This is a genomic window from Streptomyces sp. NPDC041784, assembly GCF_055591025.1.
Genome location: NZ_JBVJAB010000028.1, coordinates 98,370 through 112,105 on the forward strand (window position 1 = coordinate 98,370; position 13,736 = coordinate 112,105).

Annotated in this window: 12 protein-coding genes and 1 pseudogene; 6 read left to right on the forward strand and 7 right to left on the reverse strand. The window is 71.2% G+C overall.

Annotated elements, in window-relative coordinates:
* Entirely contained in the window at nt 1–738 is a 738-nt protein-coding gene (locus ACZ6D7_RS38540; protein ID WP_469501038.1) for a CBS domain-containing protein, read from the forward strand.
* Between the two features lie 16 nt (nt 739–754).
* Nucleotides 755–1,252 (forward strand): flavodoxin domain-containing protein, encoded by a 498-nt coding sequence (locus ACZ6D7_RS38545; RefSeq protein WP_469501040.1) that lies wholly within the window; start codon nt 755–757, stop codon nt 1,250–1,252.
* A gap of 73 nt (nt 1,253–1,325) precedes the next feature.
* Here the strand turns inward: ACZ6D7_RS38545 and ACZ6D7_RS38550 are convergent, their stop codons facing one another.
* Together ACZ6D7_RS38550 and ACZ6D7_RS38555 are read right to left on the reverse strand one after the other, a co-directional pair.
* Complete coding sequence (locus ACZ6D7_RS38550; RefSeq protein ID WP_469501043.1) at nt 1,326–2,021, reverse strand: universal stress protein; 696 nt, start codon at nt 2,019–2,021, stop codon at nt 1,326–1,328.
* Between the two features lie 180 nt (nt 2,022–2,201).
* On the reverse strand, nt 2,202–2,783 hold the full coding sequence (locus ACZ6D7_RS38555) for an Rv1733c family protein (RefSeq protein ID WP_469501045.1): 582 nt from the start codon (nt 2,781–2,783) through the stop codon (nt 2,202–2,204).
* Nucleotides 2,784–3,386: 603 nt separating this feature from the next.
* On the opposite strand from ACZ6D7_RS38555, the gene ACZ6D7_RS38560 reads away from it, so the two are divergent.
* Nucleotides 3,387–3,602, forward strand: a complete 216-nt coding sequence (locus ACZ6D7_RS38560) for a hypothetical protein (protein WP_469501047.1) — start codon at nt 3,387–3,389, stop codon at nt 3,600–3,602.
* 29 nt (nt 3,603–3,631) lie between these two features.
* On the opposite strand, the gene ACZ6D7_RS38565 is transcribed toward ACZ6D7_RS38560, so the two are convergent.
* The 5 genes and pseudogenes from ACZ6D7_RS38565 to ppdK form a co-directional block, all read right to left on the reverse strand.
* Nucleotides 3,632–4,054 (reverse strand): hypothetical protein, encoded by a 423-nt coding sequence (locus ACZ6D7_RS38565; RefSeq protein WP_469501048.1) that lies wholly within the window; start codon nt 4,052–4,054, stop codon nt 3,632–3,634.
* A gap of 62 nt (nt 4,055–4,116) precedes the next feature.
* Nucleotides 4,117–5,023 (reverse strand): annotated as a pseudogene (locus tag ACZ6D7_RS38570) (globin domain-containing protein); the annotation flags it as partial.
* 63 nt (nt 5,024–5,086) lie between these two features.
* Nucleotides 5,087–7,771 carry a bifunctional acetaldehyde-CoA/alcohol dehydrogenase gene (gene adhE, locus ACZ6D7_RS38575; RefSeq protein ID WP_469501050.1) on the reverse strand — a complete coding sequence of 895 codons (2,685 nt, stop codon included), beginning with the start codon at nt 7,769–7,771 and terminating at the stop codon, nt 5,087–5,089.
* Nucleotides 7,772–7,883: 112 nt separating this feature from the next.
* Nucleotides 7,884–8,588 carry a CBS domain-containing protein gene (locus ACZ6D7_RS38580; protein WP_469501052.1) on the reverse strand — a complete coding sequence of 235 codons (705 nt, stop codon included), beginning with the start codon at nt 8,586–8,588 and terminating at the stop codon, nt 7,884–7,886.
* 27 nt (nt 8,589–8,615) lie between these two features.
* Nucleotides 8,616–11,300 (reverse strand): pyruvate, phosphate dikinase, encoded by a 2,685-nt coding sequence (gene ppdK / locus ACZ6D7_RS38585; RefSeq protein WP_469501054.1) that lies wholly within the window; start codon nt 11,298–11,300, stop codon nt 8,616–8,618.
* A gap of 791 nt (nt 11,301–12,091) precedes the next feature.
* On the opposite strand from ppdK, the gene ACZ6D7_RS38590 reads away from it, so the two are divergent.
* The 3 genes from ACZ6D7_RS38590 (at nt 12,092) to ACZ6D7_RS38600 (ending at nt 13,685) form a co-directional block, all read left to right on the forward strand.
* Nucleotides 12,092–12,283 (forward strand): hypothetical protein, encoded by a 192-nt coding sequence (locus tag ACZ6D7_RS38590; RefSeq protein WP_469501056.1) that lies wholly within the window; start codon nt 12,092–12,094, stop codon nt 12,281–12,283.
* A gap of 286 nt (nt 12,284–12,569) precedes the next feature.
* On the forward strand, nt 12,570–12,767 hold the full coding sequence (locus ACZ6D7_RS38595; RefSeq protein ID WP_469501057.1) for a hypothetical protein: 198 nt from the start codon (nt 12,570–12,572) through the stop codon (nt 12,765–12,767).
* A gap of 300 nt (nt 12,768–13,067) precedes the next feature.
* Nucleotides 13,068–13,685, forward strand: a complete 618-nt coding sequence (locus tag ACZ6D7_RS38600) for a hypothetical protein (protein ID WP_469501058.1) — start codon at nt 13,068–13,070, stop codon at nt 13,683–13,685.
* The last annotated feature ends 51 nt before the right edge of the window (nt 13,686–13,736 follow it).

Genomic DNA, 13,736 nt, shown 5'->3' on the forward strand with positions numbered 1-13,736 from the left:
ATGCGACACGACAAGGTCGGCTCCGTGATGACCAGGGACGTCGTCCGCGCCGAGTACGGCACACCGTTCAAGGAGGTGGCCCGGCTGCTCGTGACCCACGGAATCAGCGGACTTCCGGTGGTGGACGAGGACGACAAGGTCATCGGGGTCCTGTCCGAGACGGACCTGATGATGCACCAGGCGACCACTCCCGACCCGTACGAGCCGAAGCACCGCACGAGGCTCGCCGAGCTGACGCCCGGCGCCAAGCGCCAGGCCGCCAAGGGCAAGGCCCGTACAGCAGGCCGGCTGATGACGGCACCGCCCGTCACCGTCCAAGCCGACGACACCATCGTCCAAGCCGCCCGCACCATGGCCCGGCGGCACGTGGAACGGCTTCCCGTCCTCGACGAAGAGGACCGGCTCGTCGGGATCGTCACCCGACGCGACCTGCTGCAGGTCTTCCTGCGGCCCGACCGGGAGATCCGCAACGAGGTGATCGAGGAAGTCCTGGTGCGCGCGCTGTGGCTGCCGCCGCGCGGCGTCGAGGTCTCCGTGACGGAGGGCGTGGTCACGCTCACCGGACACATGGAACGCAAGAGCGAGACGGAGATCGCCGTGTCCATGACCCGGCGGATCGACGGAGTGGTCGATGTGGTCGGCAACCTCACCTACCGCCTGGACGACGCACGGCAACGCACCGAGGAACAAGCACAGGCGATGCACGGAGTGGCCGACGACTGGCTGCGCCGACTGTGAAAGGAGGCGGACCGCCATGACCGACACCGTATTGGTCACCTACGGAACGACGAACGGATCGACAGCGGAGATCGCCGAAGCCGTCGCCGACGTCCTGCGCAAGGGCGGGCTGACCGTGGAGGTGCTTCCGGCCCGATCCGTGACGAGCGTGACGCGGTACGACGCCGTCGTGGTCGGCGGCGGACTCTACGCGGGGCGCTGGCACAAGGACGCGCGGCGGTTCGTCCGCCGCAACCGCGTCCTCCTCGCGGAGCGCCCGGTGTGGTTCTTCAGCAGCGGACCGCTGGACGCCTCGGCCTCCGAGCGGAACATCCCGCCCGTGCGCGGCGTACAGCGGGCCATGACCCGACTGGACGTCGAGGGGCACGTCACGTTCGGAGGGCGCCTGGAGGAAGGTGCCAAGGGGCGGGTGGCCGGGATGATCCTCCGTTCCGGCAAGGGCGGCGACTTCCGGGACTTCCGCGCGATCGAGAAGTGGGCGGAAGGCGTCGCTGGTGCGCTGACGCACGCATAGGACGAGGAGAGGAGCTGTTCGGCTGCTTCAGACCGGCCCCGACGCTCGGTGCGAACCGGCATCGGGGCCGGCCTCATGGCGTCGTCCGGGTCGGCACCACGGCGACGGGGCAGCCAGCCCCGTGCAGGAGAGCACCGACGACCTCGTCCCGCTCCGCATCGGGCTTTCGGCCCACGACGACCAGTGCGGCGTTCGTGGCGTGGTGCAGGAGCGCTTGAGCCGGAGTGAAGAGCACGACGTCCTGGAGCACCGGCACCTCCGGGTACTTCTCGCGCCACGGACGCAGCACGTCGGCCAGGAGCTGCACCTCGTGGTCCTCCCAGGTCGCGCGCTCCCTCTCCGGCACGCCGAAAGGCCACTCGGCAGCACAGGAAGGAAGCGACCAGGCGTGCACGACGTGCAGGACCGCACCCCTCACCCGGGCACAGTCGAAGGCGAAGGCGATGGCGTCGTCGGAAGGGTTCCGGGCGTCCGTTCCGAGAAGGACCCTTCCGAGGTGGTGTGCGGGCGCGGGTCCGTCCGGAACGAGGATCAACGGACGGTCGTACGCCCGGACGGCAGCCAGAAATCGGGAGCCGAGAGGCCGGCCGGTGGGGTCCGCGCTGTGAGGGACGCCGCACACGACCATTTTCGCCTGGCCCGGGTCCCGTGGTGAGCCGAGGACCGCACGCATCGGCAGACCGAACAGTCGTGCCTCCCGGTCGGCCCAGTCGACCGCGGTACGGCTTGGTGCCGACGGGTCCGTACAGGCAAGGATCACTCGGTTCATCGGTCGACCTTTCCGGCGCAGCGGGACACGTGCCCTTCGCAGTCCAGCCTGCCGCGTGCCTTCGTGCCGGGTGCAGGGGCCGAACGGCCCGCGGAGCCGCGGACCTGGGCCGCCGCGCGCCCGGGACGCACAGGAGGGCTCCGGGCCGCGTACGGCCCGGAGCCCGGAGAAGCTGTGATCTCAGCTGGTCCTGTGACCCCATCGGGGCCCCACCTGATCCCATTGCCTGCCCCACTCCTCGACGCGGCGCCGGTCGAGCTGCCACCGGGCGACCGCTCCGGCACCGAACACCAGGCCGGCAAGGCCGGCCGCGGCCGCGACACCCAGGAAGCCCGACTCGATCGCTGCCTCGGTGGAGCTCGGCGGCGCGGCGGTGAGACGACCGTGGCCGTCCTGCCACACCGTGACCCAGGATCCGGCCTCGAGGCCGGTGTCCACCAGGGTTCGGCCCGTACGGGTCGAACCGTCGGCCGCCGTCCAGCGCACCGTGGTCGTCCGGCGGTCGGAGGTGCCGCCGATCGCGGGTGCGCTGGGGGGGACGTCGTTCAGGAGCACGGCTCGGACGGACTGCCGCTCGGCTCGCTGTCGGGCGAAGACCTCATCCGCGGCATGAGCGGTCACCAACCCGACAAGGGTGCCGCCCACGGCGAGGACCAGCCACACGGCCAGCACGATCCACGCCTCGACGATGTCGTCGTGTCGTCGCAGCGGGTTGCTGCGCCACCGCCACAACCGGTTCCTCGCGCAACTGCCACTGGGCATCGGACCGCACCTCCTTCTCGTCGTCATGGTGGTGACCCTTCCGAAGGTGACAGCCCAGGCGGTGCCGCGGTATGGGCCGATCAGGCGCCGCCGCAGGGCCGTTCGGGACCAACTCCACAGCCAGATTGGGTCGTTCAGCCCTAGGAGGCGCGCGAGGCCCGCCCGGAGCCCCTGTCCGGGACCCTCGCCCCCTGCCCAGGGGTGAGGCGTGGCGCCCATGCTCGTAGGACAGGAACCAGCTGTCCGACGCCCACATGCGAGGAGGGCATCATGGGGAGCACAACGTTCGGTGCCGCGCTCTTGGAGACCTGCGTTGCGTTTCCGCCGCGGTCGCAGCACCCTCGATCCACAACACCCAGCCGTGGCGCTTCGGGCTGGACTCCGAGACCGTGACGTTCGACGTGCGTGCCGATCCCGGAAGGGGCATGCGGTACGCGGACCCCACGGGCCGGGCCCTGCTCGTTTCCGTCGGAGCTTGTGTGTTCAACCTCCGCGTCGCGCTGGCCCACTTCGGCTGGTCACCCGTTACTCGTCTACTGCCCAGCCCCGAAGACCCCGAACTGCTCGCCACCGTGCGGCCCTCCTCGCTCACACGCGACCCGTATGGTGCGGCTGACCGCTGAGGCCGAGCGACGAAACCGCCTCGACCCGGTCCGGGCGGCCGAAGGCCGCCGCTGGGTGCACCGGGACCTGGAACCGGCGCCCTGCACAGGTCTGCCGCGAGCGGCGCTGGGATCGCAGGACGCCTGGGAGAGGATCCCGCTGCGCGACTTCACCGCACAGCGGCATCCCGAGCGGCGCCCGGCCGGCGGACGCTGACCGACCGGGCGCGGGCCGCCACCGCGGATTCACGCCATGTGGGAGTCCTCCGCCACCGTTCCGGGTCCCGCGGCGGTATCCGGACGCCCGCCGCCACCACGCCATGGCGGGGCCGTCGTCCGCTGCCTGCTGTTCCGGGCCTGGGCGGCCTTGTCGGTCTGGCGGCGCAGCCGGTCCTGGAGCCGGTCGACGACCTCCGTGCCCGTCGCCTCCTCGGCCGCCGCGACGACCTGACGACCGCCGATGCACAGGTCGGCCGTGGCCGACCACGGGTGGCCGGCGTGGTGGGCGGCCGCTCGCACGAGGTGGACCTCGCCGGTGACGGCGGGCAGGCCAGCTCTGCTCACGACGGCGTCGATCTTCGTACGGGCGTATGCCAGGGTCTCCTCGTCCACGGCGCCGTCGGAGCGCAGCCGAACCAGGGGAGTCTCCTGGGGGTTGTCGATGGTCATGTGGGGTCCTTTCTCGGATACGGCAGAAGTTGGGATGAGGTTCAGGCCGAGGTATCGGGCAGCTACGAGTCGGGGCCGAAGACCTCGTAGCGGATGCGGCGGGAGGGCACCCCGGCGCTCAGGAGCTGTCCGCGCGCCTCTCGTATGAAGGGCAGCGGGCCGTACAGGAACACCGTGGCGTCCACGGGGAGTTCGGTTCCGCTCAGGTTCATCGGGCCGGTGCGGGCGTCGGGTTCCTCCGGACCGGGGACGTCGTACCAGAAGACGGCGCGGGCACCCGGCAGTTGCCCGACCAGGTCGTGTGGCGTGCCCGGTGACCCGCTTCACGGTGATCCGCCGCAGGTCCCCGCCCGGGTCGGAGGAGAGGCTGTACCGGCGCGGCTGGCGCACCCCGCCGGACATCAGGACCCGGAAGCTCACGTACTGGCTTGCGCGGGCTCGCGGTGTCGGCCCGCCGTCCGCCGGGCGGCGCAGGAAGGACACGATGCCGGGGGGCTCGGTGCGACGTTCGACGACCGTCCACGGCCGCCACATCCAGCCGGGCTGTACGCCCGCGTCCCGGCAGAGGAGTGCCTCCCGGCCGATCAGGGTGCCCGCCATCAGCCGGTAGACCTCGTCCCAGGCGGCCGCCACCTCCGGGGTGACCGCGTCGCCGAGGACCTCGGCGATCGTGCCGAACAGGTACGTGTGCACGGTCATGTACTGGTCGTCCGTGACGCCGACGGCCGCGTGTTCGTGGGCGATCCGGGAGAGCAGCGCGTCCGGCCGCGCGCCGGCGAACCCGGCGATCGAGCCGGCCAATGCGCGGCGCTGGGCACCGTTGGCCTGGTTCCCGCGGTTGAACAGTCCGTCGAGCGGTTCCGGCCGGTCGTGGAACATCATGGCGTAGACGGGTGGTGATCTCGTCGAGCGCTCCGGCCACGGCGGGCAGGGGGCCCGTACGAGGGCGGCGGATTCCGCGGACCGCTTGGAACCTCCTGGGAGGGGCGGGGCGAAGGGTAGGGGGAGGCGAGCGGGCTCGGCCGGTTCGTCTCAGTTCGCCGGAACGGTGCCGCCCTGCACGTCATGGCCGTAATAGGCCGTGCGCATCAGCTCCCGCATGTCGTCGAGCATCGGCATCCGCGGGTTGGCGGGCGCGCACTGGTCCTCGTACGCATTGAGGGCCTGCTGGGGCAGGGCGTCGAGGAAGGCGGACTCGTCGACCCCGAGTGCCTGGAAGGTCGGTTCGATGCCCACGGTGTCCCGGAGCCGCTCCACCGCCGAGGCGAGCGATTCGACGCCCTCGGCCGGGGTGCCGGCGGGCAGGCCGAGGGCGCGGGCGATGTCCTGGAAGCGTTCGGGGGCACGGTAGCTCTCGTACTTGGGCCAGCCGGTGAGCTTCGTGGGGACGGTGCCGTTGTAGCGGATGACGTGCGGCAGCAGCACGGCGTTGGTACGGCCGTGCGCGATGTGGAAGGTGGCGCCGAGGGTGTGGGACATGGCGTGGACGATGCCGAGGAAGGCGTTGCCGAAGGCCATACCGGCGATGGTCCCGGCGTTGTGCATCTTCTCCTGAGCCTCCGGCCGGGCCGCCCGGTCGTTCACCGCGGCCTCGATGTTGTCGAAGATCAGCCGGATCGCGTGCAGGGCCAGGCCGTCGGTGAAGTCGTTGGCGTACACGGACACGTACGACTCGATGGCATGGGTGAGGGCGTCGAAGCCGCTGTCGGCGGCCAGCGCGCGCGGCAGTTCGGTGGTGAGCAGCGGGTCGATGATGGCCACGCTCGGGGTGAGCGCGTAGTCGGCCAGCGGGTACTTCCTGCCGGAGGCGGGGTCGGAGATGACGGCGAACGGGGTCACCTCGGCGCCCGTGCCGGAAGTGGTGGGGACGCACACCAGGCGGGCGTGCCTGCCGAGGACGGGAAAGCGGAAGGCACGCTTGCGGATGTCGGAGAACTTGTGCCGCATGTCGGCGAAGTCGACGTCCTTGCCCTCGGCCTGCTGTTCGTACAGCAGCCACATGACCTTGGCCGCGTCCATGGGGGAGCCACCACCGAGGGCGATGATGGTGTCCGGGCGGAAGTCGCCCATCAGGCGGGCGCCGCGCCGGACCGAGTCGATGCTCGGCTCGGGTTCGACGTTGTCGATGACCTGGATGGTGACCGGTTCCCGGCGACGTCGCAGGACGCGCTCGACCCGGTCGACGAGCCCGAGGCGGGTCATGGTCGCGTCGGTGACGACGGTGACGCGATGGACGTCCGGCATGGAGGCGAGGTATCGGATGGACTGCGGCTCGAAGTAGATCTTCGGCGGGACCTTGAACCACTGCAGGTTGTTGCGGCGCACCGAGACGCGCTTGACGTTCAGCAGCTGGGCGGCGGAGACGTTGTTGGACACCGACGTGCTGCCCCAGGAGCCGCAGCCGAGCGTCAGCGACGGCAGCAGGCTGTTGTAGATGCCGCCGATGGCGCCCTGTGAGGACGGGGCGTTGACGATGATCCGCACGGTCTTCATGTGCCTGCCGTACGCCTCCGCCAGGGCGCGGTCCTCGGTGTGGATGACGGCGCTGTGGCCCTGTCCGTGGAAGGCGACCATGTCGGCGGCCAGGTCGAAGCCCTGCTGATCGGTGTCGGCGCGGAGCACGGCGAGGACCGGGCAGAGCTTCTCACGGGTGAGAGGCTCGTCCGGGCCCACCCGGGTGGCCTCGACCAGGATGAGCGAGGTGTCCTGCGGAACGGAGAATCCGGCCTGCTTCGCGATCCACGCCGGGCTCTGGCCGACGGCTGCGGAGTTGACCTTGGGCTCACAGCCCGCGCCTGCGGTGCCGACGGGGAACAGGAACGTCTCCAGCTTCGCCTTCTCCTCGGCGGTGGCCATGTGGGCGTGCAGGGTACGGAACTCGGCCAGGACCGCGTCGTAGATCTCCGCGTCCAGGATGACGGCCTGTTCGGAGGCACAGATCATGCCGTTGTCGAACGACTTGGACAGCACCAGATCGTTGACGGCCCGGCGCACATCGGCGCTCCGGTGGACATAGGCGGGGACGTTGCCCGCGCCCACGCCCAGGGCGGGCTTGCCGGCCGAGTAGGCGGCCTTGACCATGGCGTTGCCGCCGGTGGCGAGGATCAGGGAGACACCTGGGTGCCGCATCAGGGCACCGGTCGCCTCGACGGACGGGGTCTCGATCCACTGCACGCAGTCCTCCGGCGCACCTGCGGCGACCGCCGCGTCGCGTACGATGCGGGCCGCCCGCGCGCTGCACCGCTGGGCGGAGGGATGGAAGGCGAACACGACCGGGTTGCGGGTCTTCAGGGCCATCAGCGCCTTGAACACGGTCGTGGAGGTCGGGTTGGTGACAGGGGTGATCGCACACACCACGCCGACCGGTTCGGCCACCTCGGTCATGTCGTCGATGTCGTCGCGGGCGATGACACCGACCGTCTTCATCGGGCCCATGCTGTGCGTGACGTACTCGCAGGCGAACATGTTCTTGGCGGCCTTGTCCTCGAAGACGCCGCGTCCGGTCTCGTCCACCGCGAGCCGCGCGAGCTGCGTGTGCTGGTCCAGCGCGGCGACCGAGGCCTTCTTCACGATGTGGTCGACCTGCTCCTGATCGAGGGCCTCGTAGTCGGCCAGTGCCTTGAGCCCGTTCGTCACCAGGCGGTCCACCGCTATGACGATGTCGGACGGCGCCGTGGCGGGGCCGGTGGTCGTGCTGCGGTCGTCGTGGCGGGTCATGGGGGCGAGCCTCCGTCGTCGAGAGGGCGGCGCCGCACGGTTGGCGGCGCGGGGAGGAAGCGGCACCGCGGGGATGGGACCCCTACCGCTCACCCACCCGCAGCGTCCCTCGTCAGGAGTGTCGCGCCCCAGGTCCCGATGGTCCCTTCGCGGGGCCGACCGGCCCCGGAGCGCTACGGACGGTCAGCCTGTTGACGACGCCGATCACGCCGTCCACCCGGTACGTCAGCCGGATCGCGAGCGGAAGGTCTCCGCCGTTTTCCAGTGATCCCCGCAGCGTGACCATGCCGTCCCGGACCGAGACGGTCACGTCATGGGCCGACCGGCCCAGGGCACGGGTCAGCACCTCGTCGAGGACCTCCTGGCGGATCTCGTCGTCCGTGCGCAGGAAGACACGCAGCAGGTCGCGCCGCGTGGCGATGCCGATCAGCCGGTCCTCCTCGTCCACGACCGGGAGGCGTTCGACGCCGTGACGCTCCATCACGCGCGCGGCGTCCGCGATCCGCTGCTCCGGATGGACGGTGATGGCGGGTGTCGACATCAGTTCGTTCGCCGTGGCCGGGTGGGCGACGGTGGCGCCGCGCCGGGCCGACGGAGGCAGCCGGAACCGTCGTGCCCGGGTCGTCGCGGAGCGGGCTGCCTGGCGGCGGATCAGGTCGGTCCGTGAGATCACTCCGACGACCTTGTCGTCGTCGTCCACGACGGGCAGCCCGCTGATCCCATGCCGGTCCAGCAGCCGTACGACGTCCTTGAACGACATCTCCCGGTGTGCCTCGACGACGTCGCGGGTCATCACTTCACCGACGATGCGAGTCATGCCGACCACCTCCTCCGCTCTCTCCTGTCATCTGCTGTCGCTCGTTCCCGGATCGGGGAGCGCGGCCCGGCCGGCCTCCAGCCGCGCGACCGGCACGCGGAACGGCGAGCAGGAGACGTAGTCGAGTCCGGCGGCGTGGAAGAAGTGGACGGACTCGGGGTCGCCGCCGTGTTCGCCGCAGACGCCGATCTTCAGGCCGGGGTGGGCGGCGCGGCCTTCGTCGACCGCGATGCGGACCAGCCGGCCCACTCCGTCGCGGTCGAGGGTCTCGAAGGGGGAGGTGGCGAAGACGCCCTTGTCGAGGTAGGCGGAGAAGAACGCCGCCTCGACGTCGTCGCGGGAGAAACCCCACGTCGTCTGGGTGAGGTCGTTGGTACCGAAGGAGAAGAACTCCGCCTCCTCGGCGATCCGGCCCGCCGTGAGGGCGGCCCGGGGCAGCTCGATCATGGTGCCGACCGGGCAGTGCACGGAGACGCCGGACTCCTCGGAGACCTCGGCCAGGACGCGTTCCACCTCGGCCCGCTCGATGCGCAGTTCCTCGACGGCGCCGACCAGCGGCACCATGATCTCCGCCTCGGGGGCGCCCCCGGCCCGGGTGCGTTCCACGACCGCCTCCGCGATCGCCCGCACCTGCATCGCGACCAGTCCCGGGACGACCAGGCCCAGGCGCACTCCGCGCAGGCCGAGCATCGGGTTCTCCTCGTGCATCCGGTTGACGGCGTCGAGGAGATCGATGTCGTGCGGGGCCGGCACGGTGCCCCGGGCCTCGGCGGTGGCGATGCGCACGGCGAGGGCGGTGCGGTCGGGCAGGAACTCGTGCAGGGGCGGGTCGATGAGCCGGATGGTGACCGGCAGACCGTCCATCGCCTCGAGAATGCCGATGAAGTCCTGCCGCTGGAGCGGCAGCAGCGCGCCCAGCGCCTTCTCGCGCTCGGTCTCGTCACGGGCGAGGATCATCGCCTCGACGAGCTTGCGGCGCTCGCCGAGGAACATGTGCTCGGTGCGGCACAGCCCGACGCCCTGCGCGCCGAACCGCCGGGCACGGGCGGCGTCCTCGGGGGTGTCGGCGTTCGCCCGCACCTCCAGCCGGCGCACGCCGTCCGCGTGTTCCATGGCGCGGGCGACGGCCTCGACCAGGCCGGCGGACTGCTCGCCCGTCTCGAAGTAGCGCATCACCTCCGAGGCGACGAGTGGAGCGGCACCGAGGTACACGGCGCCCTCGGAGCCGTCGACGGAGATGACAGTGCCTTCCTCGACGACGGTGTCACCCACGGTGAACCGGCGGGCCACGGTGTCGACGGTGAGCTCCTCGGCACCGCACACGCACACGGTGCCCATGCCGCGGGCGACCACGGCCGCGTGGCTGGTCTTGCCGCCGCGGCTGGTCAGCACCGCCTGCGCGGCGATCATGCCCGGCAGGTCGTCGGGGGTGGTCTCCTGACGCACGAGGACGACGTTCTCGCCCGCCGCGGCCCGGCGGACCGCTTCCGCCGAATCGAACACCGTCGCGCCGACGGCCGCACCCGGTGAGGCCGGCAGTCCGTGCGCGAGCGCCTTGCCGACGGCCGAGGTGTCGAACCGGGGGAACATGAGCCGCGCGAGGCCGTCCCCGCCGACCCGCGCCAGGCCCTCGTCGGGGGTGATGAGGTCCTCGTCGGCCAGCCCGGCCGCGATGGCGAACGCGGCCTCGGCGGTGCGCTTGCCCACCCGGGTCTGCAGCATCCACAGCCGGCGCCGCTCGATGGTGAACTCGATGTCGCACAGATCCCGGTAGTGCGTCTCCAAAGTGCCCATGTGACCGCGCAGTTGCCCGTACGAGACCGGGTCCAGCTCTTCCAGCGCGGTCAGGGGAACGGTGTTACGGATGCCGGCGACGACATCCTCGCCCTGCGCGTTCGCCAGGTAGTCGCCGTACAGACCGGGCCGTCCCGTGGCCGGGTCGCGGGTGAAGGCGACTCCGCTGCCGGAGTCGGACCCGAGATTGCCGAAGACCATGGTCTGCACATTCACGGCGGTGCCCAGGTCGTCCGGGATGTGCTCGCGGCGGCGGTACAGCCGGGCGCGCTCGCCCTTCCAGGACTCGAAGACGGCGCGGACCGCCCGGCGCAGCTGCTCGGCCGGGGACTGCGGGAAGTCCTCGCCGGTCTCTCCGCGGATGAGGTTCTTGTAGGTCCCGACGAGCCGGGCCAGATCCGCCGCGTTCAACTCCAGGTCGTCCGTCGCCCCCCGCAGTCGCTTGAGGTCGTCCATGGCGTTCTCGAACAGGGAACTGTCGACGCCCATGACAGTGCTGCCGAACATCTGCACGAGGCGACGGTAGGAATCCCAGGCGAATCGATCGCTCCCGGAGGCCTTCGCCAGGCCGAGCACGGAGTCGTCGTCGAGACCGATGTCGAGGATCGTCTCCATCATGCCGGGCATGGAGAACCGCGCCCCGGAGCGGACGGACAGCAGCAGCGGATCGTCGGGTTGCCCCAGCCGCCGTCCAGCGGCCCGCTCCAGGGCGGTGAGGTGTTCCGCGATCTCGCCGGCCAGAGTGTCCGGCTCGGTGCCGGTGGCGAGGTAGGCCCGGCAGGCCTCGGTGGTCACGGTGAAGCCTGGCGGGACCGGCAGACCGAGCCGGGTCATCTCGGCCAGGTTCGCGCCCTTGCCGCCGAGCAGGTCGGCCATGTCACGGCCGCCCGATGCGAAGTCGTACACGTGACGGACCATGACGCGGGTCTCCTCCGATGGGCTTCGGGCCGGATACATCTCCAGCGTCCGACCACCGGGGCCGGAGGGGCAGGTGCTGTCGGTCCCTCTCCACTGGGCCGGTCGGCCTCCACTGGGCCGGTCGGCCCACGGCAGGTACGTCCCCGCCTCGGCGGCGCGCTCGAAGCGGTCCGTCGTGAGGTGCGGCGTGCAGGGGGGCGGTGGTCCAGGACGGGCCGGCCGCCAGCCGCATCGGAACCGATGACAGGCGGCCGACGCCGACCGCGTCCTGTGCCGGGCCTCGGAAGGGGCACCGGAAGCGTCGCGCGACGGGCACGGCACGACAGGGGCGGGAAGGACGCCACCCGCTTCTCGCGGATCCTGATCACGCGGTGCGCGGCCCCCTGCGGCCGCTTCTCCGCGCCTGTGTCGGGTCCTTCCCGCCGTTTCCAGCACACCACCGGGACCACGAGGCCACCAGGGGCTGACCGGCCCCGATCCCGGGGAAACCGGACACTGAGGAGACCCGCGTCATGACCATTGCCACCTCGATGCCAAGGACCGGCCGACGGTACGGCCCCGTCCCGCGCTGCTCACGTTTCTCGGCGCTGTGGGCACGGTCACGGGGAGCAAGTCCCTCGTCGTGAGCGATCACGCCCGCGTGCCCGGGGACTGCGGCCCTTTCCAAGGCTTCGACTGGCGCGGTCCGCCCTGCGACGCCGAGGACATCGAGGCCGTCGTCGTCACCCACGCGCATCTGGACCACGGCGGTTGTCCTGCCCGGGCTGGTGCGCCATGGATTCCGAGGCCGAGTGGTCACGACGCAGTTCACCGCCCGGCTCATGGAGATCGTGGTGCGCGACAAAGCCGAGCTCCAGACGGTGGCAGCCCAGCATGCCGACGAGCACGGCTGGTCGGCGCACCGCCCCGCGCAGCAGCTGTACGAAGACTCCGACGTCGGCCGGACCCTGAATCCCCTCGTCCCTGAATCTCCTCGTCCCTGAATCTCCTCGACCTGGTGTCGACCGGCACGGAGACCGACCGGGGCACCGGTACCCGGCTCGCGCCGCACCCTGCCGGACGCATCCTCGGCTCGGTCTGGGCGCGCCGCACGCCGGAGGATGGACACACCTGACCGGGTGGTCTCTCCGGCCCCGCCCGGACCCATGTGGCCCCCTTGCGCAGGGCCGTTGCGGACTTCTGCGCGGCCCCCTCGGACCATGCGCGCCGCCCCGCGGCGGAGTTGGCTGGAAGCCAGGAGAACGACGACGACCAGGGAGGGCGAGGGCAGTGGGTACCAGTCTCACACCGGAGTTCTGGGAACGGTTCGCGGTGCTGCTCGTGCTGGCCGTGGGTCTGACATGCGTCCTCACGGCGGCCCTCGACGGCCTCGCCGTCCGGCTGCTGCGCCGTCGGCCTCCCAGCACGCCACCACAGGTGCCGCATCGGCCGGTTCGAAAGGACCACCGCACGTCGGTGCCCTGCTGACGTGCTTGACAGGCAGCGCTGTCGGGCCGGGGACCTGCTCCCCGGCCCCTGCCGCTGAGCTCGACACCCGCGCCGTCCTGTGATGGGCACAGCGTCAGTTGCCGTTCCCCGGTGGGCCGATCGGCTCCGCGAGGGGACCTTTGGCCCAGCACGGAGGCTGCCTCGAAGAGCAGGCCGAGCGGGGGCGCGACCGTCCCGTTCGGATGCCGGTGCTCGATGCCCTGCCGCCGACGCTGATGGTCCAGTGCATCCTGAACCGGCACGTGGAGATCGACCGCATGGTCGCTCACCGGCTACCCAGTGAGCGAGATCGCCCGCCGCCTGGGCCTGGACCGCAAGACCGTGCGCCACTACCGCGACACCGACCGCTATGCCCTGCTCGCCTCCGCCCGCGACCGCCGCAGCGTCCCCCTCGACCGCTTCGAGCCCTTCCTGCAGGCCGAGTTCGCCGCCGGCCGCACCAGCGGCACCGAGCTGTTCCAGCACCTCCGTGCACGGGGCTGCCGAGGAGGCTGCTCCACTCTCACCCGCTGCCTCCGCACCGTGCGAGCCGGCACCGCACCACCGGCCCCCGCCGAGATACCCAGCCCGCGCGGGATCACCGGATGGATCACGCAGGCTGCCGAAAGCCTGTCGTCACACGGCGCCGAAGGGCTGGATGACGTGCGACTCGCGTGTCCAGACGTCACCGCGGCTGCCTGCAACTACGCTCGCGCGTTCACCGACCTGCTCCGCCACCAGCCGCGGCTTTCTGCTGAAGGACTGGATACGCCGGGCAGAGCAACCCGCACCGCCGTTCGGTACCGCGCACCGCCGCTCAGTACGGCCGGGCCAGCCGGGCGTACGCCGCCAGGACGGGGCAGCGCGGCAGCGGGGCGCAACCGGTCATGGCCGGTTGCGCCCCGCTCCAGGGGCTAGTAGGGCTTGGTCATCTTCACTCGTGAGTGGCGTGTCTGTTTGCTCGTGGGT

Coding starts and splice junctions, on each gene's coding strand:
- ACZ6D7_RS38540 (WP_469501038.1), top strand. CDS start 1: ATGCGACACGACAAGGTCGGCTCCGTGATGACCAGGGACGTCGTCCGC.
- ACZ6D7_RS38545 (WP_469501040.1), top strand. CDS start 755: ATGACCGACACCGTATTGGTCACCTACGGAACGACGAACGGATCGACA.
- ACZ6D7_RS38550 (WP_469501043.1), bottom strand. CDS start 2,021: ATGAACCGAGTGATCCTTGCCTGTACGGACCCGTCGGCACCAAGCCGT.
- ACZ6D7_RS38555 (WP_469501045.1), bottom strand. CDS start 2,783: ATGCCCAGTGGCAGTTGCGCGAGGAACCGGTTGTGGCGGTGGCGCAGC.
- ACZ6D7_RS38560 (WP_469501047.1), top strand. CDS start 3,387: ATGGTGCGGCTGACCGCTGAGGCCGAGCGACGAAACCGCCTCGACCCG.
- ACZ6D7_RS38565 (WP_469501048.1), bottom strand. CDS start 4,054: ATGACCATCGACAACCCCCAGGAGACTCCCCTGGTTCGGCTGCGCTCC.
- adhE (WP_469501050.1), bottom strand. CDS start 7,771: ATGACCCGCCACGACGACCGCAGCACGACCACCGGCCCCGCCACGGCG.
- ACZ6D7_RS38580 (WP_469501052.1), bottom strand. CDS start 8,588: ATGACTCGCATCGTCGGTGAAGTGATGACCCGCGACGTCGTCGAGGCA.
- ppdK (WP_469501054.1), bottom strand. CDS start 11,300: ATGGTCCGTCACGTGTACGACTTCGCATCGGGCGGCCGTGACATGGCC.